At 50.9% G+C, this 18,693-nt stretch carries 17 protein-coding genes and 1 riboswitch; of the genes, 16 read left to right on the top strand and 1 reads right to left on the bottom strand.

Features of this window, described 5'->3' with window-relative positions:
- Nucleotides 1–28 precede the first annotated feature (28 nt).
- From MHB54_RS14990 to MHB54_RS15065, 16 genes are all read left to right on the top strand, one after another.
- The gene (locus tag MHB54_RS14990) at nucleotides 29–1,654 is read left to right on the top strand and encodes a spore germination protein (RefSeq protein WP_023990799.1); all 1,626 of its coding nucleotides are present in this window, start codon (nucleotides 29–31) and stop codon (nucleotides 1,652–1,654) included.
- On the top strand, nucleotides 1,654–2,871 hold the full coding sequence (locus tag MHB54_RS14995; RefSeq protein ID WP_023990798.1) for a Ger(x)C family spore germination protein: 1,218 nt from the start codon (nucleotides 1,654–1,656) through the stop codon (nucleotides 2,869–2,871). Before MHB54_RS14990 ends, MHB54_RS14995 begins: the two co-directional genes overlap by 1 nt.
- The gene (locus tag MHB54_RS15000) at nucleotides 2,864–3,088 is read left to right on the top strand and encodes a hypothetical protein (protein WP_023990797.1); all 225 of its coding nucleotides are present in this window, start codon (nucleotides 2,864–2,866) and stop codon (nucleotides 3,086–3,088) included. Before MHB54_RS14995 ends, MHB54_RS15000 begins: the two co-directional genes overlap by 8 nt.
- 43 nt (nucleotides 3,089–3,131) lie before the next feature.
- Nucleotides 3,132–4,286 carry a GerAB/ArcD/ProY family transporter gene (locus tag MHB54_RS15005; protein ID WP_023990796.1) on the top strand — a complete coding sequence of 385 codons (1,155 nt, stop codon included), beginning with the start codon at nucleotides 3,132–3,134 and terminating at the stop codon, nucleotides 4,284–4,286.
- A gap of 101 nt (nucleotides 4,287–4,387) precedes the next feature.
- Nucleotides 4,388–5,239 carry a uroporphyrinogen-III synthase gene (locus MHB54_RS15010; RefSeq protein WP_023990795.1) on the top strand — a complete coding sequence of 284 codons (852 nt, stop codon included), beginning with the start codon at nucleotides 4,388–4,390 and terminating at the stop codon, nucleotides 5,237–5,239.
- Nucleotides 5,240–5,445: 206 nt separating this feature from the next.
- Entirely contained in the window at nucleotides 5,446–6,000 is a 555-nt protein-coding gene (locus MHB54_RS15015; RefSeq protein ID WP_023990794.1) for an LOG family protein, read from the top strand.
- A 57-nt stretch (nucleotides 6,001–6,057) separates the two neighbouring features.
- Nucleotides 6,058–6,243: riboswitch (cobalamin riboswitch) on the top strand.
- Nucleotides 6,244–6,554: 311 nt separating this feature from the next.
- Entirely contained in the window at nucleotides 6,555–8,351 is a 1,797-nt protein-coding gene (cobJ, locus tag MHB54_RS15020) for a precorrin-3B C(17)-methyltransferase (RefSeq protein WP_053326311.1), read from the top strand.
- A 92-nt stretch (nucleotides 8,352–8,443) separates the two neighbouring features.
- On the top strand, nucleotides 8,444–9,529 hold the full coding sequence (locus MHB54_RS15025; protein WP_068938982.1) for a sirohydrochlorin chelatase: 1,086 nt from the start codon (nucleotides 8,444–8,446) through the stop codon (nucleotides 9,527–9,529).
- Nucleotides 9,526–10,305, top strand: a complete 780-nt coding sequence (gene cobK, locus MHB54_RS15030) for a precorrin-6A reductase (RefSeq protein WP_053326309.1) — start codon at nucleotides 9,526–9,528, stop codon at nucleotides 10,303–10,305. Before MHB54_RS15025 ends, cobK begins: the two co-directional genes overlap by 4 nt.
- Nucleotides 10,306–10,684: 379 nt before the next feature.
- Nucleotides 10,685–11,329: a precorrin-8X methylmutase gene (locus tag MHB54_RS15035; RefSeq protein ID WP_013312413.1), complete on the top strand. Its 645-nt coding sequence runs from the start codon at nucleotides 10,685–10,687 to the stop codon at nucleotides 11,327–11,329.
- 74 nt (nucleotides 11,330–11,403) lie between these two features.
- Nucleotides 11,404–12,549 carry a cobalt-precorrin-5B (C(1))-methyltransferase gene (locus tag MHB54_RS15040; protein ID WP_023990789.1) on the top strand — a complete coding sequence of 382 codons (1,146 nt, stop codon included), beginning with the start codon at nucleotides 11,404–11,406 and terminating at the stop codon, nucleotides 12,547–12,549.
- Entirely contained in the window at nucleotides 12,542–13,798 is a 1,257-nt protein-coding gene (locus tag MHB54_RS15045; protein WP_068938981.1) for a bifunctional cobalt-precorrin-7 (C(5))-methyltransferase/cobalt-precorrin-6B (C(15))-methyltransferase, read from the top strand. Before MHB54_RS15040 ends, MHB54_RS15045 begins: the two co-directional genes overlap by 8 nt.
- Nucleotides 13,799–13,829: 31 nt before the next feature.
- Nucleotides 13,830–14,546 carry a precorrin-2 C(20)-methyltransferase gene (cobI, locus tag MHB54_RS15050; protein WP_023990787.1) on the top strand — a complete coding sequence of 239 codons (717 nt, stop codon included), beginning with the start codon at nucleotides 13,830–13,832 and terminating at the stop codon, nucleotides 14,544–14,546.
- A complete protein-coding gene (gene cobM, locus MHB54_RS15055) occupies nucleotides 14,543–15,337 on the top strand; it encodes a precorrin-4 C(11)-methyltransferase (protein ID WP_053326306.1) in 795 nt (264 codons plus the stop codon). The genes cobI and cobM overlap by 4 nt, the downstream gene beginning before the upstream one ends.
- Nucleotides 15,330–16,418: a cobalt-precorrin 5A hydrolase gene (locus MHB54_RS15060; protein WP_075154872.1), complete on the top strand. Its 1,089-nt coding sequence runs from the start codon at nucleotides 15,330–15,332 to the stop codon at nucleotides 16,416–16,418. The genes cobM and MHB54_RS15060 overlap by 8 nt, the downstream gene beginning before the upstream one ends.
- Nucleotides 16,411–17,871 carry a cobyrinate a,c-diamide synthase gene (locus tag MHB54_RS15065; protein WP_023990784.1) on the top strand — a complete coding sequence of 487 codons (1,461 nt, stop codon included), beginning with the start codon at nucleotides 16,411–16,413 and terminating at the stop codon, nucleotides 17,869–17,871. The genes MHB54_RS15060 and MHB54_RS15065 overlap by 8 nt, the downstream gene beginning before the upstream one ends.
- Nucleotides 17,872–18,006: 135 nt before the next feature.
- Here MHB54_RS15065 and MHB54_RS15070 read toward each other — a convergent pair whose 3' ends face one another.
- Entirely contained in the window at nucleotides 18,007–18,456 is a 450-nt protein-coding gene (locus MHB54_RS15070; RefSeq protein ID WP_075154870.1) for an AbrB/MazE/SpoVT family DNA-binding domain-containing protein, read from the bottom strand.
- Nucleotides 18,457–18,693 lie beyond the last annotated feature (237 nt).

Here is an 18,693-nt window from a genome sequence, read left to right on the forward strand (position 1 = left end):
TCGGCTCATTCGTAAAGGGGGAATAACGATGAAGAAAGGGCGCTTTCCCAAGTTGCCGAAGCCACCGTGGAGCCGGCGAGCGATTCCAGCCGCAGACCGCAAGACACGAAATTTCAATGTGCCTAAAGGACTGCCTGAGTCTTCATGGCTAGAACAGCCGCTGCGTAGCAGTGTGGAAGACAATTTGATTGCTTTGCGTGATATTTTCAAGGATTGCTCTGATATCGTCTATCGAGAGCTCATGATTTCCCCTGAACGCAAAGGGTTATTGGCTTATTTTGAAGGTACGGTAAAATCGGAGGATTTGCAGGACCATATTCTGCGGCCTGTCATTCTGGGCATGATGCTCAAGGACCCTGAAGTGAACGGCAAATTGGAGCCGCTGGATGAAACTCGTATCTCCATGTCCCAGACCAAAACGATGGACGAATGGAAGATGGTATCGGCAGCGATACTGGACGGCAATGCCGCCTTGTTTGTAGATGGCACGCCTCGTGCGTATATTTTTAGCGCCAAGGGGGGTGTCCGCCGTGGAGTGGAGGAACCGCAGACCGAATCGGTTATTCGTGGACCGCGTGAAGGATTCACAGAGACACTTCGCGTCAATACGGCACTGTTACGTTTCAAATTGAAAACCTCCAAGCTCAAGATGTACAGCATGACCATCGGAACAGAAACTCAAACGAGCGTCGTCCTTACTTATATTGAAGGGATCATAGATCCAAAACTGGTGGAGGATGTTAAAAAAAGGCTTAGCGATATTAAAATTGATGGTGTTCTGGAGACTGGATATATTGAGGAACTGATTGAAGATCACCCGTTTTCGCCGTTTCCGCAAATGGAATACACCGAACGCCCGGATACCGTCACTGCGCAATTATTGGAAGGACGTTTTGCTATTTTTGTAGACGGAACGCCCTTTGCCCTGATTGGGCCAGTCACGATGTGGCAGATGATGCAAGCGAGCGAAGACTATTACGAGCGCTTTTTTATCAGTAATATGGTGCGCTGGATTCGTTTTCTTTTTCTCATATTGGCTCTCTTTCTGCCTGCATTATATGTAGCGGTGACGACCTATCATCATGATATGCTGCCGACGACGCTTATTTTGAGTATTGCGGCAGCGCGTGAGTCTATCCCTTTCCCCGCTTTGGTGGAAGCACTAATGATGGAAATTTCCTTTGAAGCGTTACGAGAAGCGGGGATTCGTCTCCCCAAAACGGTCGGTCAGGCTGTCAGTATCCTTGGAGCGCTCGTCATCGGTCAGGCCTCTGTACAAGCAGGGATTGTATCGGCCCCGATGGTCATTATTGTGTCGCTCACAGGTATTGCGTCGTTTACCATCCCGCGTTTTAACTTTGCCATCACGGTTCGTCTGCTACGATTTCCAATTATGCTGATGGCGGGATTATTCGGATTGTTTGGGATCATTATTGCGACAACGCTGATTGCTACGCATCTAACCAAGCTAACATCGTTTGGTGTTCCTTATATGAGCGGATATAGCCCATACAAACATATGGATCAAAAGGATATCGTCGTTCGTGCGCCTTGGTGGAAAATGACTAAACGTCCTTCCTGGATTGGTAAAGACAACAACAAACGAGCGAAGGAAAAGATGAATGGATCGCCTACAACCGAGGAGGGATGGTGATGAAGCCCAAATCCGATGCACAACAAATACGTAAAGCGGCTGTGCTCTGTTGTCTGCTGCTTTGTTCTGTTCTTTTGGGAGGATGCTGGGATCGCCGTGAAGTGAACGATGTGGCCTTTGTGATGGGCACGGGTCTGGATAAAGAAGGCGATCAATACCGGGTAACGATGCAAATCGCTTTACCCGGACAACTTGGATCTTCGGGCAGTACAGGAGGAGGGGGAGGTACAAGTGGTACGAAATCCTACTACCTGGAGTCCAAAACAGGCCTAAGCTTCCGGGGAGCAAGCACCGAGGAACAGCGTGCGGTTTCGCGAACGCTGAATTACTCCCATCGACGGGTGCTGCTGTTCGGTGAGACGCTGGCGCGGGAAGGGATTAACAAAATGATGGATGTACTGGCGCGTATTCCGCAAAACCGTCTGTCTTCCCTGGTTGTTATTACGAAGGGATCAGCGATGGAAGTGCTTCAGGCAGATGCCCCGATTGAGCAATATCCGGCAGAAATGGTTCGTGAGCTCAACTATTCCTATATGAAAAAACCTCGTTCTGTTAAGCTGCTGATAAATTCCGTCCTGCTGGATGGTATTGACCCGGTGGTGCCGGTGATGTCTCTGGTGAAGAATGGCCCCTCTAATCTTAAAGACAAGAAGACAAATATTCAGGTCGATGGGCTAGCTGTATTTCGGAAAGACAGGTTAACAGGGATTATAGATAACCACCTCAGTCGATTCCTGCTTTTGGGTATGGAGCAAGCCAAGGAGACAGAAATATTTATCCACCCTCCCAAAGGTAGAGGCTACATATCTGTACACCTCATCGAAAATAATGTCCATATCAAGCCATATATTCGTGGGAACGATATTCGCATGACCGTTCATATGAACTGTAACGGGAATGTGAAGGAAAATGAGACGGATTTCGATATTTCCAACGAGGAAAATTTGAAGTGGCTGGAACAGCAGACAGCCGAGGAAATTAAGAGGGAGCTGGGAGAGGGTGTCAAGGTGATCCAGCAAAAATATCACTCAGACGTACTTGGTTTGGGCCGGGCTATTATTACGAGTCATCCGGATGAATGGGAACGGATTAAACCTCAATGGGATCAACTGTATCCCAAGGTGGAGGTCACTATAGATCCGGTCGTGCATATTGAAAATATCGGTGCGGTCACCAAACCATTCGGGGTCAAAAAGGAGCAAATCCAGAATGAATAAAGTATTTCTATTACCTTTATTGCTGGCTATGCTCTTCATGTATCTGATTGACCGCAAAAGTATTAGGGATGCGCCTGCCGTCAATCGCTGGATCTCACGCGTATTGTATGTCATTAGCATTGGTGTCTGGATTTACGGAACATCAACGAAGAGCACTGTTTATGTGGCTACATGGCTGGCCCGTTTTATTGACATGTGGCTCCCCCCTACGTTGTAAATCGTGTAATGGATGCCTGCGGGCAAAAGGAGGATGTACCTGCATGAGACAGTTCACAACCAGACAAATCGTGCTGCTTGGTGTATTGATGGAGGTCGCTATTACCCTTATACATGCTCCGGCGCAGGCAGCAGATTACGCGAATCAACATGCCTACTGGACATGTGTAATTGCAGCTATCGTGCTATGCTTGCCGATTTGGGCCATGTTGAGACTCAAGCGGCGTTTTCCTGATCAGGACCTGATGCAGGCCATGGTGAGCTCTCACCCTGTGCTAGGACGTATGCTGCTTGCAGTCTACCTTATTTTATTTCTGATCATTTTTGCACGGGATTTGAGAGTTATCACGGATTTGGTGGAGGTTGTACTTTTGCCGCTGACTCCGATTGTTGTCGTATCTCTTATTTTGCTTTTGACTCTGGCGTTTATGGCCAAAGGCGGAATAAGCACCATCGTGAATATGACCGAGATTTTTGTACCTTTGTTGATTCTGACGCTGCTGACCATGCCGCTTTTTTTCGGGCGTAATATGGATTTTTCGGTATTGAGACCCTATTTACATCCGGAAGTAGATGGAGTGATCAAGGGCAGTTGGCGCATGCTGGGATATATGGCCGATATCATGATGGTTCCCTTTGTGATTTCTGGGAAGAGCTATAATGGGCGTAGTGCGTGGTATGGGCATTTGCTCGGAACCGCATTTCTGACCATGCTGATGTTGCTGTCGGAGTTGGTTATTGGTGTTCCTATCTTGTCCCGGCTATTTTATCCATCCTATGAACTAGTGCGTCAATTGCAGCTAACGGACTTTCTGGATCGGTTCGACTTGTTCGTGGCCGCACTGACCGTACCGACCTTTCTTACGAAGATTGGGGTTGACCTGTACGTTACCAGTTTGGCAGTAAAGCGTATGTTTGCCCATGCATGGGGAAGTCTGATGGTTTGGCCCGTAGGTTTGTTGGGTTACGTCTGTTCGTTTATGCTGTTCTCCAACATCGTGCAAATTTATGATTTCAGCCGGGAGTGGACCGCGGTGATGATCATTTTTTTTGTTATCATGCCCTTGTTGCTATGGATGTTGCTCCGACCCAAATCTAAAGGGAGAGGCGGAGATGATAAGGCATCTAACGGAGAGCGGGATAGCAGTAGTCAGAAAGAAAGCCAGCATGGAGGCAGAACAGGACACGACCACTTATAAGATTACTGTATTTATCGGAAAAGTAATTCTTATTTGTCTTTTACCCCTCTGATTGTATACTTGGTAGAAAGAAATACGACTTCTACAAGGGAGGCAACAGAATGGCACAACGCATGGCAGGTAAGAGAGTCGCTCTTGCTGGTCCCCGTAAAGCAGAAGAAATGGCGCTGCTAGTTGTGAAGATGGGGGGTGAGCCAGTACAGCGCCCGGCCCAGGGCACCGTTTTTTTGGATGATATCGAGCTGCGCAACGCTGTTGTATCGTGGGTGAAGCACCCTCCGGACTGGTACATCTTCACGACAGGTATGGGGCTGGATGCCCTGTTTGATATGGCAGAGGATATGGGCGTGGCCGAACAGATCATGGAGTTGCTGCAATCTTCCAACATTGCAGCGCGGGGCTACAAGACGGTCAATGGACTCAAAAAGCGTGGCTTTACGCCAGCAGTACGAGACGAGGACGGAAGTTTGATCGGATTGACAGGAGCTTTCGCCCCATACGATCTGAAGGGGAAGGAAGTACTGTTGCAACTGCATGGCGATCCAGCTCCACGGTTGGTAAAGTGGCTGGACGAGCAGGAGGCAGTGACCCGCCAGGTACTTCCTTATAAGCATATCCCACCTGAGGAAGCAAAATTGCAGGCGTTACTGGAGGATGTTATCCATCGTAATGTTGATGCTGTTACGTTTACAAGTGGTCCGCAAATCCGATTTTTGGCCCAATATGCCAGAGAGCAAAATCGAATCGAGGAGTTACTGGAAGCTTTTCGTGAGGATGTGATTGCTGTATCCGTAGGGAAGGTGACTGCACAGTCCATTGTGGAAGAAGGGATTGACCGAGTCGTGTTTCCAACCGAAGAGCGCATGGGCGCGATGATGGTGGAGCTGGGTAAATATTTTGAACATAACGATTCGGTGCATGGCTGTGGTCTGAAGATCGTGAATGGTCATTGAAATGAGATAGAAATTATAAATGCAGTATGCTAAAAAATGAACTTATATTTTGGGATACAGAGTAAAATAAAGATAAGGGCCTACGAGGTCTTTATCTTTTTTTGTTGGACATGCATCGACAAAGATTTTTGTTATAGCGAAAATGTTTATCTAATATAATGAATAAGTTTCGATGCATGATACTTAGGACAGGAGCTGAGACGTTAATGAATTCTATTTGCGTATTTGCCGGGTCCAGACCTGGACATTCATCGGTATATGTTGAGGCTGCAGGCAAGCTGGGGGAAGCCATGGCTCGTCATCATATCCGTCTGATCTATGGTGGCTCTAGCAGGGGGCTGATGGGAGAGGTGGCGGATGGAATGCTGGCGGGTGACGGTCAGGTCACTGGCATTATGCCCACCCTATTATTTGATGCAGAGATCATTCATCGGGGAGTTACCGAATTTATTGAGGTAGCAAGCATGCATGAGCGTAAAGCGGCAATGAGCGAGATGGCCGATGCGTTTATCGCTCTTCCGGGTGGCTTGGGAACCTTCGAGGAGCTATTCGAGGTATTGTGCTGGGCGCAAATCGGGATTCATCGCAAGCCCATTGGGCTGTTGAATGTGAATGGATATTTTGACCCGTTAGTAGAAATGGTGCGTCATAGCGTGCAAGAAGGGTTTACCGGGGCCGAGCACCCAGCGTTATTAAGTATCTCTGCGGACCCGGACGAATTGCTACATATGTTAAAAAATAAAGCAGAGAACTTGAAATAAAGCGTTTTTCGTGCTTGCACAACTGATTGAGGCAAGGTTATGATAAGACCCATAATCAAATAGCGGACAGACAAGGTGCCTTTGCGGTTGAGCAAAGGGTAACAGGGAATCGGGTGCAAATCCCGAGCGGTCCCGCCACTGTAAGGAAGAGGATTTTTTAAAATGGTCACTCGTGAAAAACGGGGAAGACGAAAGAATCCGTTGATGCCAAGCCAGGAGACCTACCTTGATCTGTATGCACCGTTAACCTTCGTGGAGAGGATGGGTGTACGAAATCAGGAAATCAGGCACACGTTGCTTTTTCCATGTTGGCTAGAGGTTTGCGTGGATATGAACGTGCAGCAGCGTTTGAAGCGTAAACAGTCAGATGGAAAACAACGGCAGGCTGGAGGAAGACAAATAGTGTCTTCTTACGCTGTTTGTTCGTCTGATGAGAGATGCGTACATAGAAACCCCATCCGGGCAGGATGGGGTTTTTTTGAGTTACACGATGTGCATAAATCATTGAAATAGATAGCATAGCTGCCCTGAAAAGGATGAATAGGAGGAGCACGATGAGCCCATTAGGAAAATTGCTGGTGATTGGATTTGGACCAGGAGATATGGAACATATCACAAAACGGGCGCTGGATGCGCTGGCCGAAAGTGAGGTCATTATCGGCTACAATACCTACGTTGATTTGATCCGTCCGTTGTTGAACGGACAGGAGATTGTACGCACAGGAATGACAGAGGAAGTGAGCCGTGCACAGGAGGCGGTTCGCCAAGCAGAGATGGGCAAGAAGGTAGCTGTCATTTCCAGTGGAGATGCGGGAGTCTATGGTATGGCAGGGCTGGTGTATGAGGTGCTGATGCAAAAAGGCTGGCGACGCGAGGACGGGGTTGAGGTAGAAGTCGTACCGGGGATCTCGGCTATTCAGTCCTGTGCATCACTGTTGGGGGCGCCAGTTATGCATGATGCGTGCACGATCAGTCTGAGTGATCATCTGACCCCATGGGAAACGATTGTGAAGCGCGTAGAAGCAGCGGCTTCGGCCGATTTTGTGATTGCATTATACAACCCGCGCAGTGGTCGGCGTACCCGCCAGATTGTGGAGACGCAGTCCATTTTGCTGCGTTACCGCGATCCGCAAACTCCAGTCGGGTTGGTGAAAAGTGCTTATCGTGAACGTCAGCAAGTTATTGTAACGACGCTGGAAGATATGCTGAACCATGACATTGGGATGCTGACGACTGTAATCATCGGCAATTCCTCGACGACAGTGTATGACGGCTTGATCGTGACTCCGCGCGGATATCAGCGCAAATACACATTAGATGCGACCGAGCAGGCACTCAAGCCGCACCAGCGTCTCCGCACGGAAGCGGAGCCGTGGTCGCTGGGCGCACAAGAGGATACACCGCAGGCAAGCGCAGCCCCGACTACGCCCGCTGGACCCTCCGCGAGCGGCGCTGCGGTTGCGACGCAGGCACGCCCGCAAGCGATGGCTGCCGTGCAGGCAACGAATGCTGTGCAAACCGGCGCAGCCCCAGCATCGCTGGCGGCAGAGGCACTAAGCCGCCTCGCTGTCGGCGGCAAGCTGCCTGGCGCAGCCAACGCTCGCTGGAGCGGGCAAGCGCCTACCGCCGAGAGTACCGCCGGAACGTCAGCGGTGGCCGGAGCGGGGGCTACGGCTGGAATGGCGACAGGCGGCTTTGGCAAGCCTGCGCTGTTTGAGGTGGGCGTTTCCCCGGGTGTGGGAAACAAGAAGTTCACCGCTCGTCAGATGGCGCTGCTCGCCGAGGTAGCGGGTGATGACGGCGAGCTGGAATACACGCCAGATCATCAGATCGTGCTGCGCGTGCCGTGTGCAGACCCCGAGGAACTGGTCGGACGGCTGCGGGATGAACGATTCATTGTCATGCCGATTGGCGATGTGTTTAAGGTGAAGGCGTGCGACTTCTGCAATATGGAGAAGGATGACGCTGTGCCTGTGGCTGAGCATCTACAGGTTGTACTTGGCGGGTTACAGGCACCCAAGGAAACGAGTATTGCTTTGAACGGATGCGGTATGGCCTGCTATGGAGCGGTGCTGGAGGATATCGGAATCGTCTATCGCAAGGGAGGATACGACCTCTTCCTCGGTGGCAAAAAATTCGGTCGCAATGCTCATGCCGCTCAGCCCGTAGCGGAAGGAATTCCGGGTGATCAGATTACTGATATCGTGGAGAACGTCATTGCTGAATATAAGGAAAAAGGGCATCCGAATGAGCGTTTTCATAAATTTTTTAAACGTGTAGGCGTCGTTGCGGGTTTCCGGCATGAAGATGCACCAGCAACGGTAGAAGTGAATGCGGTTTGTGGTGATTAATGGAATGAAGGCCTGATGAACTGGATACAAGCATATATATAAAATAGGGCGTCATGCAGGTTATCCCTATTAAAGAGGAGGAAAAAACAGCAGTGGATGCAATATTGTTGGTTGGACATGGAAGTCGGGACCCGGAGGGGAACCAGGAGCTGCTGGAATTTGCACAGGCAGTGGCAGACCGGGTACCGGATATGTGCGTGGAAACCTGTTTCTTGGAGTTGGCACGTCCCAGCATTGCTGAAGGGATGCAAACATGTGTGGAGAAAGGGGCGACGCGTGTCGTTCTTATTCCGATTATCTTGTTTGCAGCGGTACATGCCAAAATTGATATTCCGATGGCTATTGACCGGGCAAAAGCAAAATATCCGCAGGTGGAATTTGTATACGGACGCCCGATTGGCGTTCACGAGAAAATCGTCAGCATTCTGCAAAGCCGCTTGAAAGAGGCCCGTCCGGTTGCGATTCCAGCGGGAATGAATAGCGCTGTAGAGGCATTTCCCGAGGTATCCGACGAAGAAACGGCGGTACTTGTGTTAGGACGCGGAAGTAGCGATCCAGATGCGAACAGTGACTTTTTCAAAATCACCCGTATGCTGTGGGAGCAGCTTTCTTATACGTGGGTAGAGAGCAGCTTTATCGGTGTGACGCAGCCTTCTTTTCCCGATGGATTGGAGCGTTGTGTACGATTGGGGGCCAAAAAGATTATTGTGCTTCCCTATTTTCTGTTCACGGGTGTGCTGATTAAGCGCATCGGAGAAATGACCCAGGAATTTGCCGAGGCTCACCCTGCATTACAAGTGGAGATGGGCGGATATTTTGGTTTCCATCCCCAATTGATTGAACTGGTGCTGGAGCGAGCTAAGGAAGGCTTGTTTGGCAAGGTTACGGCCAATTGTGATAACTGCCAGTTCCGTCTGGAGGCGCAGGAGCACCACCATCATCACCACGATCATGACCACGATCACCATCACGATCATGATCACCATCATGAGCATGAGCACGACCATGAACATCATCATCATGCACATGAGCACGATCATCATGATCACCATACACACAGCCACGATCACACTCATGAGCATGTCCATGCTCACAGCCATGATGACCATGATCACCATCACGAGCATTCACATACGCCATCTGTAGTGAACGGAAGCGGGCAGGTGAAGGGCTCATGATATTCATGCTATGCGGAACGAGCGACGCTCGGGAATTGGCGCTGCAAATCCGTGACAATGGCTTCAACGTATTGACCTCGGTCGTAACCGAAAGCGCGGCAGCCAGCTTGTCCGAAGTGGGACTAGACGTACGTACAGGCCGAATGACAGCCGATGAAATGGCTGCAATGATTCGGGAGCAGGGAATACTGGCCGTCGTTGATGCCAGTCATCCTTTTGCAGAAGAAGCACATGCGAATGCGATGACAGCCGCTCGCGTATCCGGAGTTCCTTATATTCGCTACGAGCGAACGGGACTGGTATATGACAATCATCCGTTGCTCCACATCGTGTCTTCCTATGAAGAGGCCGCATTAGAAGCGAAGCAACTCAAAGGCTCTGTAATGCTTACGACAGGCAGTAAGACGCTCGGCACGTTCACCAAGCATTTACTCGGAGACCCTGAGATTCGTCTGGTTGCACGCATGCTGCCGCGCTTGGACAATATGGAGAAATGCAGCGAACTGGGCATGGAGCAAAAGAATATTATTGCCATGCAGGGACCCTTTTCCCGCGAGATGAATGAAGCATTGTACAAGCACTATGGCACGACCGTGATGGTCACCAAGGAAAGCGGACGCACGGGAGCAGTGGATGAAAAGGTTCAATCTGCATTGGAGCTGGGGATTCACGTACTTTTGATTTCCAGGCCGGAAGTGGAATTTGGCACAGTATTTGATCATTTCGACGGAGTCATCGACGCACTGCGTATAGACAAAGAGGAGTCTGTGCTTTAAGACATAAGCCTATGAAGTTGGTCGGTCCAGTCAATCCGATGAATTCAGAACGATTTCTGGCGTGTATTTAAAATATAGTCATCTTAAAATGTGCAGTTTTTGTGTAGAGGTGTTTGTAACTCCTTAACATGAATGTCATTTTCCCTATATAAGACGAACTTGAAAAATGAACATAAAACGGAGTAGTCGGAATGGTGCTGTACAAGCGTAGCGGTCGCTTTTGTCCCCGGATTTCTACGCTGATCATAGGTTTTATTCAAGGAATCCGGGGGCGGTGGCGATGGGAAGCACCATCCGACTGCGTAGTGGAACAATAGGTAACTTTAATGTTCTAAGCTAATTTAATTTTCTGATTTTCCATAAGGGAGTGGTCGATACGATGGATTTTAAAACAGATTTCAAACCGCTAACGGTACAGCCGCAGGAGATTGAAGGCAAAAGCTTCGAGATGATCACAGAAGAACTGGGAGAGCATCCTTTTACAGCAGAGCAATATCCCGTTGTACAGCGTGTCATTCATGCATCTGCTGATTTTGAGCTGGGCCGCAGTATGGTGTTTCATCCAAAAGCGATTGAAGCCGGGGTTGCAGCGATTCGTGCAGGACAGCAGGTAGTGGCGGATGTGCAAATGATTCAAGCGGGGCTGAGCAAGGATCGTATCCGTCAATTTGGTGGGGATGTGCATGTGTACATATCTGACCCTGACGTCATGGAAGAAGCGAAAAGGCTGAATACGACACGCGCCATTATTTCGATGCGCAAAGCGATTCAGGCGGGCGAAGGCGGTATCTATGCCATTGGTAATGCGCCGACAGCGTTGCTGGAGTTAATTCGTCTGGTGAAAGAAGGAGCAGCTAAGCCCGGACTGGTAATTGGCATGCCCGTAGGCTTCGTCTCGGCGGCAGAATCCAAGGACGAGCTGCGCAAGCTGGATATTCCGTTCATTACGAATATTGGACGCAAGGGCGGCAGTACAATTGTCGTAGCAGCATTGAATGCGATCTCCTTAATGGCTGTCCGCTAGATGCGGTTGTCCGTTTGCTGTATCATGAAATGAATTGGAGTATGATCAGCAGAAGAGGTTAAGGAGGAATTGGCATGGAAAAGGAAGCGGCGTCCGTCGACAGGCCCAAACGGATGAAAAGCGGTGAAGCTCCCGCACCTGACAAGCCGATGCGGTCAGGCTTTACGACTGGAGCTTGTGCGGCTGCAGTGGCCAAAGGAGCGGTACAACTGCTCATCACGGGCATTCCGCCGAAGGAAGCAGTGATATCGCTGCCCGCGGGCTTTGATCATGCGTTTGAGCTGATTGAGCCTGTGTTGGACGCGGACGAAGCTTCCTGCACGACGATCAAGGACGGTGGCGATGACCCAGATGCCACGCATCAGGCGAGAATTAGCGCCTCTGTTAGCTGGCGGGAGGAGCCGGGCATTGAGCTGGACGGTGGCATCGGCGTGGGGCGGGTAACGAAGCCCGGTCTGCCTGTGCCTGTCGGGGAAGCAGCGATTAATCCGGTGCCGCGCCGGATGATTACGGAGGCTGTGACAGGCGTGCTTGAAGAGCACGGATCGGCCAAAGGTGTCCGTGTCGTCATCAGCGTACCGGACGGTGAAGAAATTGCCAAGAAAACGTTGAATGGGCGACTTGGCATTCTTGGCGGTATTTCCATACTAGGCACGCGTGGAGTGGTCGTTCCGTTTTCCACGTCAGCTTATAAAGCCAGTGTCGTGCAGGCCATATCGGTTGCGCAAGCGATGAACTGCCAGGAAATAGTCCTGACCACAGGTGGCAGCAGTGAAAAATATGCCATGCAAATGTACGATCAGCTGACGGAAGAGGCCTTTATTCAGATGGGGGATTTTGTCGGCTTTGCCATTAAGCACGGGAAACGGCTGGGAATGAAAAAGATTATTCTCGTCGGTATGCCCGGCAAGCTGTCGAAGGTAGCTCAAGGTGTCATGATGGTTCACTCCAAGAGCGCACCGGTGGACTTTGGCTTTTTGGCTGAGGTCGCGCGTGAAGCAGGTGTGGACGAGTCGCTTGCAGCGGCAGTGGCAGAGGCGAATACAGCTACGCAGGTGGCAGATATGATGACCGAAGCGAATGCGCTGAGCTTTTTTGAAAAGCTGTGTACCTATGGATGTCAGCATTGTCTGGACCATGCAGGTGGTGGAATTGTCGTGGAAATGGTACTGGTAACGATGAAAGGGAACGTGCTGGGGAGGGCGAGAGTCGGTGAGTAGAGTGATTCGTGTCATTGGTATCGGTGAAAATGGAGCGGCAGGTCTGTCGCAGGAGACGCTGGAGCACATTGAGCGTGCCGACCTGCTGGTTGGTGGAGAACGCCAGCTAGCCTTTTTCAAGGCATTCGCAGGGGAAAAACGAACATTAAAGAGCGGCTTATCTGCCGTGGTAGAAGAATTGGGACGGTTGCGCAAGGACAAGGATATTGTCGTGCTTGCGTCAGGCGATCCGCTTTTTTTTGGAATTGCAGGTTATTTGTCTGCCAAGCTGGGGGCTGAACATCTGGATATTTTGCCGCATCTCAGCTCGGTTCAGCTGGCGTTTGCGCGTCTCGGTGAAAGCTGGCAGGATGCGGTGCTGGAAAGCGTACACGGCCGTCCGATGACCGGATTGGCGCAGCGGATCGACGGACAGAACAAGGTCGCGCTGCTAACGGATGACCGAAATCATCCCGCCACAGTCGCTGCCTATTTGCTGCATTATGGCATGACGGAATATGATGCCTTTGTCGGCGAGCATTTGGGCGGACCGGATGAGGCGTATCAGCATTATACGCTGGAAGAGATGGCACAGAGAACGTTCCAACCATTGAATGTGGTTATTTTACGCCGCCGTAAGGGAGAAGACGTGCCTGCAATTCGTCGGGGATTTGGCTTCGAGGATGCAGAATTTCACCAGCGCAAGCCGGAAAAAGGGCTGATCACGAAGCGTGAAGTACGCGTATTCAGCTTGTCCGAGCTGCGTCTGACCGAACGAAGCATCGTATGGGATATCGGCGCAGGCTCCGGCTCTGTAGCGGTGGAATGTGCGCGGCTGGCCAGGTATGGGCAAGTATTTGCCATTGAGAAGAATGAAGGCGATCTGGCTAATGTCGAAGCAAACAAAATCAAATTCCGTACCGATTTCCCGGTCATTCATGCCAAAGCGCCTGCCGGATTGGAAGATCTGCCAGACCCGGATGCGGTGTTTATCGGTGGGAGCGGGGGAGAATTGGCTGAGCTGATTCGTCTGTGTGCTTCCCGTCTACGTAAGGATGGACGAATTGTAGTGAATGCTGCAACGATTGAGACGTTGCATGACGGTATGAAGGCGATGCAAGCAGCAGGACTCGATACTTCGGTGACGTTACTGCAAACAGCGCGTAGCAAGCCGATTTTGAATATGACTCGTTTTGATGGACTCAATCCGATATATGTTATTACAGGACAGCCGGTGGTGGACGTGGCTGATGAAGTAGCAGGGGAGTAAGCTGGTAATTCAAGAGGGGGAGAGAGACAGCATGAATACAGCGGCAACAGGAACACTTTACGGCGTAGGCGTGGGGCCGGGTGATCCCGAGCTGATTACAGTCAAGGCGTATCGCATGATTCAGGAATGTGCAGTTGTGGCTTATCCGAAGAAACGCCGGGGAGGTAAGTCGTATGCTCACGAGATCGTGGAGTTGTACGTCAACCCGGAGGAAAAGGAGATGCTGGGACTCATTTTTCCAATGACCAAGGACCCGGTTGTACTGGAGCGTGAATGGAACAAAACGGTGGTTGCTTGCTGGGAGGCACTGAGTCAAGGCAAGGATGTAGCCTTTGTCACAGAGGGAGACCCTAATCTGTACAGTACCTTTATTCATTTGGCACGGCTCATGAAGGATCTCCATCCTGAGGTGCCGATTGTATCTATTCCGGGCATTTCGTCTGTGTTGGGGGCGGCGGCAGCGCTGGAATTGCCTTTGGCAGACGGAGATCAGCAGGTCGGTATTATTCCGGCTACGGATGATCGGGAAGCGATGAAGCGGGCGATTGAGAATCACGATACGGTCGTGTTTATCAAGGTTGCCAAGGTGCTGGATTTGATTTTGGATGTGCTGGATGAACTCCATCTTGGGGACCGTGCTTCTGTCATTACCAAGGTCACTTCTCCTTATGAAATGGTATGGCGCAACGCACGTGAGCTGCGCGGACAGGAACTTGAATATTTGAGTTTAATGGTGGTGAGCAAATGACGTTGGAGCCCAAAGTATATATTGTAGGAGCAGGTCCCGGCGACCCGGAGTTGATTACTGTCAAAGGCTCCCGGATTCTACGCACGGCCGATGTGGTATTGTACACGGATTCACTCGTGAACGACGAGTTGATTGCCACGGCCAAACCAGAGGCGCAGGTACTGCAAAGCTCAGGCATGGACCTGGAGCGGCAGGTCGAGATCATGAGCGAGGCTGTGCAGGCTGGACGCAGTGTAGCTCGCGTACATACAGGCGATCCGGCAGTGTACGGTGCCATTTTGGAGCAAATGGTGTTGCTGAAGCAGCGCGGAGTAGCATACGAAATCGTGCCGGGCGTCAGCTCGGTCTTTGCTTCTGCGGCCGTGTTGGGTGCAGAGCTAACTGTGCCTGACCTGACGCAGACCGTCATTCTGACGCGTGCCGAAGGCCGTACACCTGTACCAGATCGGGAAAAGCTGCGTGATTTGGCTTCCCATCACTGCACAGTGGCCTTATTCCTCAGCGCAACGCTGGCGAAGAAGGTAGTTGTTGAGTTTCTGGCGGCAGGCTGGAGCGAGGACACGCCTGTAGCGGTTGTACAGCGGGCGACCTGGCCGGATCAAAAGATCGTACGCACGACGCTTGCCCAATTGCCAGCTGATCTGCGTGCAGCAGGCATTACGATGCATGCCATGATTCTGGCAGGCTGGGCGCTGGACCCGGGACTGGTGGACAAGGATGCGCATCGTTCCAAGCTGTACGACAAGTCGTTCACCCATGGCTACCGGAAGGGAGTGAAGTCCGGTGAGTAATCCATTTGCCGCTGTGGCGATCACGAAGCATGGAGTGGAAATGGTTCGCAATTTGGGAGCCAGCTTTCCGGGCACGGATGTGTATTACATGTCCAAGTTTGAGCGTGGCGACGAGCAGGAGCGTGGCATTCAGTTGTTCGAAGGCTCAGTCAAGCTGATTTTGCCGGATTTATTTAAACAATATAACGGTATTATTTTGTTTATTTCTCTCGGTGCAGTAGTTCGTATGATTGCACCAATTTTGGTGGATAAAAAGGTAGACCCAGCGGTAGTTGTCATTGATGATCGAGGCGAGCATGTCATTAGCGTATTGTCTGGCCATTTGGGTGGCGCCAATGAATTGACCCGCCATGTAGCGACTGTACTAGGCGCACGTGCTGTAATCACGACTGCATCAGACGTGCAGGGCACGATTCCGGTGGACATGTTTGGTCGGGAATTGGGATGGGTGGTCGATAGCTTCGACAAGGCCACTCCTGTGAGCGCCGCTGTTGTGAACGAGGAGCCTGTTGCGCTCATACAAGAGACAGGCGAACGGAACTGGTGGCGTTATGACAAGCCTGTACCTGGACATATCAAGGTATATGCTTCAACGGCAGAAGCATTACAAGAACCATTTAACGCCGCGTTGGTCGTGAGTGACCGTTTATTGGAGCCGGAGGAAGAGGAGCAGCTTCTTTCTAATGGCGTGCTGTACCGTCCGAAAAGCTTGGTGCTTGGCATCGGCTGCAACCGTGGGACTGCATTAGAGGAGCTGGAGGCGGGTGTGCTGGACACCTTGCAAGAACTGCGTTTGTCCGTGAAAAGCGTACGGAATATTGCCACTATTGATCTGAAAAAGGACGAAGAGGGCTTACTTGCTCTTTGCGCCAAATACGGTTGGGAACTGGTGACGTATACTCCGTCAGAGCTGAATACGGTGCAGCTTCCCAATCCATCGGAAACCGTCTTCAAATACACTGGCGCATATGGGGTCAGCGAACCTTCAGCCTTGTTGTCTTCTGGTGCAGACCATTGGCTGCTGGAGAAGAAAAAAAGCGGCAATATGACGTTGTCTGTAGCGCGGGTTTCCTATGACTGACGTCATGAAGCAGGCTGCTGTACAGTCTGATCCATCTGCCGCTACGCGCAGAAGCCGTATTGTTGTTGCTGGCACAGGCAGCGGCGCAGGCAAAACGACGGTTACCCTCGGGCTGATGAAGGCGTTCGCCGATAGCGGCCTGCGAGTGCAGGGTTTTAAGTGCGGACCGGATTATATTGATCCGACCTATCATACTGCCGCGACCGGGACTTCTTCCCGTAATCTGGATTCATGGATGACCTCACCAGATACGGTGCGTGAAATCTTTATCCGTGCTTCTGAAGGCGCGGATATTTCCGTGATTGAAGGCGTCATGGGGCTGTATGACGGCAAGGACCCGCTCAGCAACACCGGCTCGACCGCTGAGATCGCCATGCTGACGGACAGCCCTGTATTGCTGGTGGTCGACGTGCGCAGTATGGCACGAAGCGCCGCCGCTATTGTGCTCGGCTTTCAGCGCTTGGAGCCCAAGCTGCGCATTGTGGGCGTAATTGTGAATCGCTGCGGTAGCCAAGGGCACTATGGCATCGTCAAAAAGGCGATTGAGCAGGAGTGCGGCATCCCCGTGCTCGGCTGGTTAAAGCGTGATGACGGGCTGGATATTCCCGAGCGTCATCTGGGTTTAGTACCTGCTGTGGAACGCGGCGAGCTGGAGCCGCTTTTCCAACGGGCGGCAGAGCTGATCCGCGCGGGTACGGATCTGGATGCACTGCGGGCATTGGCAGATTCGGCTCCGCCGCCCAGCCCGCCTGATCACCCATTATTTTCCCCAGATCGGCTTCCATCAGTAGGGCATGAAGCTGATACCGGGGGACGTCCCGTCATCGCCGTCGCCAGAGACGCGGCTTTCAATTTTTACTACTCGGAAAATATGGATTTGCTACGTCAGGCGGGAGCGGAGATTGTCTATTTCAGTCCTCTGGCGGGAGAACGCGTACCTGAGCAGGCAAGCGGCCTATATCTGGGCGGCGGTTTCCCCGAAGAGTTTGCCGCAGATATCGCTGCAAATACAGGCTTTTTGGAAGATATCCGCAACGCGGTGAGCCGGGATATGCCAGTATTCGCCGAATGCGGCGGTTATATGGTACTGGCACGGACACTTACGGATCGTATGGGTAATGCCCATCACATGGCCGGGGTTATTCCGTCGGACGTCCGCATGCAAGAGAAACGGGCCGCACTGGGATACCGGGAAGCAACCGCTTTGCAGGATTGCTTGCTGCTGGAGGCTGGAGAGACCATTCGGGGACATGAATTTCATTATTCTGTCATGCACTATGATGAATCATCCGTCCCCTACTCCTACGCCTATCAAACCAAGGGGATGCGTGGTCTCCAGAGCGAGGGCTATGCGAAAGGGAACCTTTTGGCAGCCTACACGCATGTTCATCTCGCTTCTCTTCCCAAAGCGGCAGCACGCTGGGTTGAACAATGCCGGGCTTACGGTCAATAGTTTTGCAAACGAGTCCACTACTTCATAAAAACGAAAAAAAGCCGATTCCCCTAAAGGGTCCGGCTTTTCTAAATATCAATAGACTTAAACCTTACATAGTTTGGAAGCGTATACATTACTTTTTTGGTGATTCGCTTACATGAGCTTTTTCAGTTGGGAAATCCTTCCCTGACTCACACCAAGCATGGAGGCGAGTTGTTTTTGTGAAGATGCTGGATGTTCTTCCATAAGCTCTCTCATTTTCTCCAAAATAACGTCCGTGCGCTGATAAATTTTTTTCATATGCATATTTTGCTTAAGTGGGGGTGAATGGGTTTCAGTCGCTGTGACCGGAAGTAAATCTTCCGTTTTCATCGAGGCTGCACATTCATCGCAGATAAACTGATCTTTAAAGTAGGTGTTGGTATCAACCGAACCGCAAAATATACAGTTGGTTGATTTGTACTTACGGAGCATGAGTGTCTGGTCTTCAATAAAAAACTCTAATGGATCGCCGATGTCAATCTCCATCGTCATGCGCAACTCTTTAGGTAGCACAATTCGCCCCAAGCTGTCCAAGGGCCGGGTCATTCCAGTCCTTTTCATTCATGCAACCTCCCCGGTTTTTTAAGATTTATAGAATGTATAAGGTTTGAGGCAATTCTTATCAATTCTATAACCGCAAGCATAAATTCTTACAAAAAGCGGCCCTTTATTGTTAATCAAGCATGGACGCACTTTTTTTCTTACGAGTATACCATAAACAGGCCGAATCGCCATCGTTCAGATTTATAAATTTTGAATAAGTTTTAAATAAGTTTATCCCGAGCGAACATATATGCT

The sequence above is a fragment of the Paenibacillus sp. FSL M7-0802 genome (assembly GCF_038004945.1).
Classification (GTDB): domain Bacteria; phylum Bacillota; class Bacilli; order Paenibacillales; family Paenibacillaceae; genus Paenibacillus; species Paenibacillus polymyxa_B.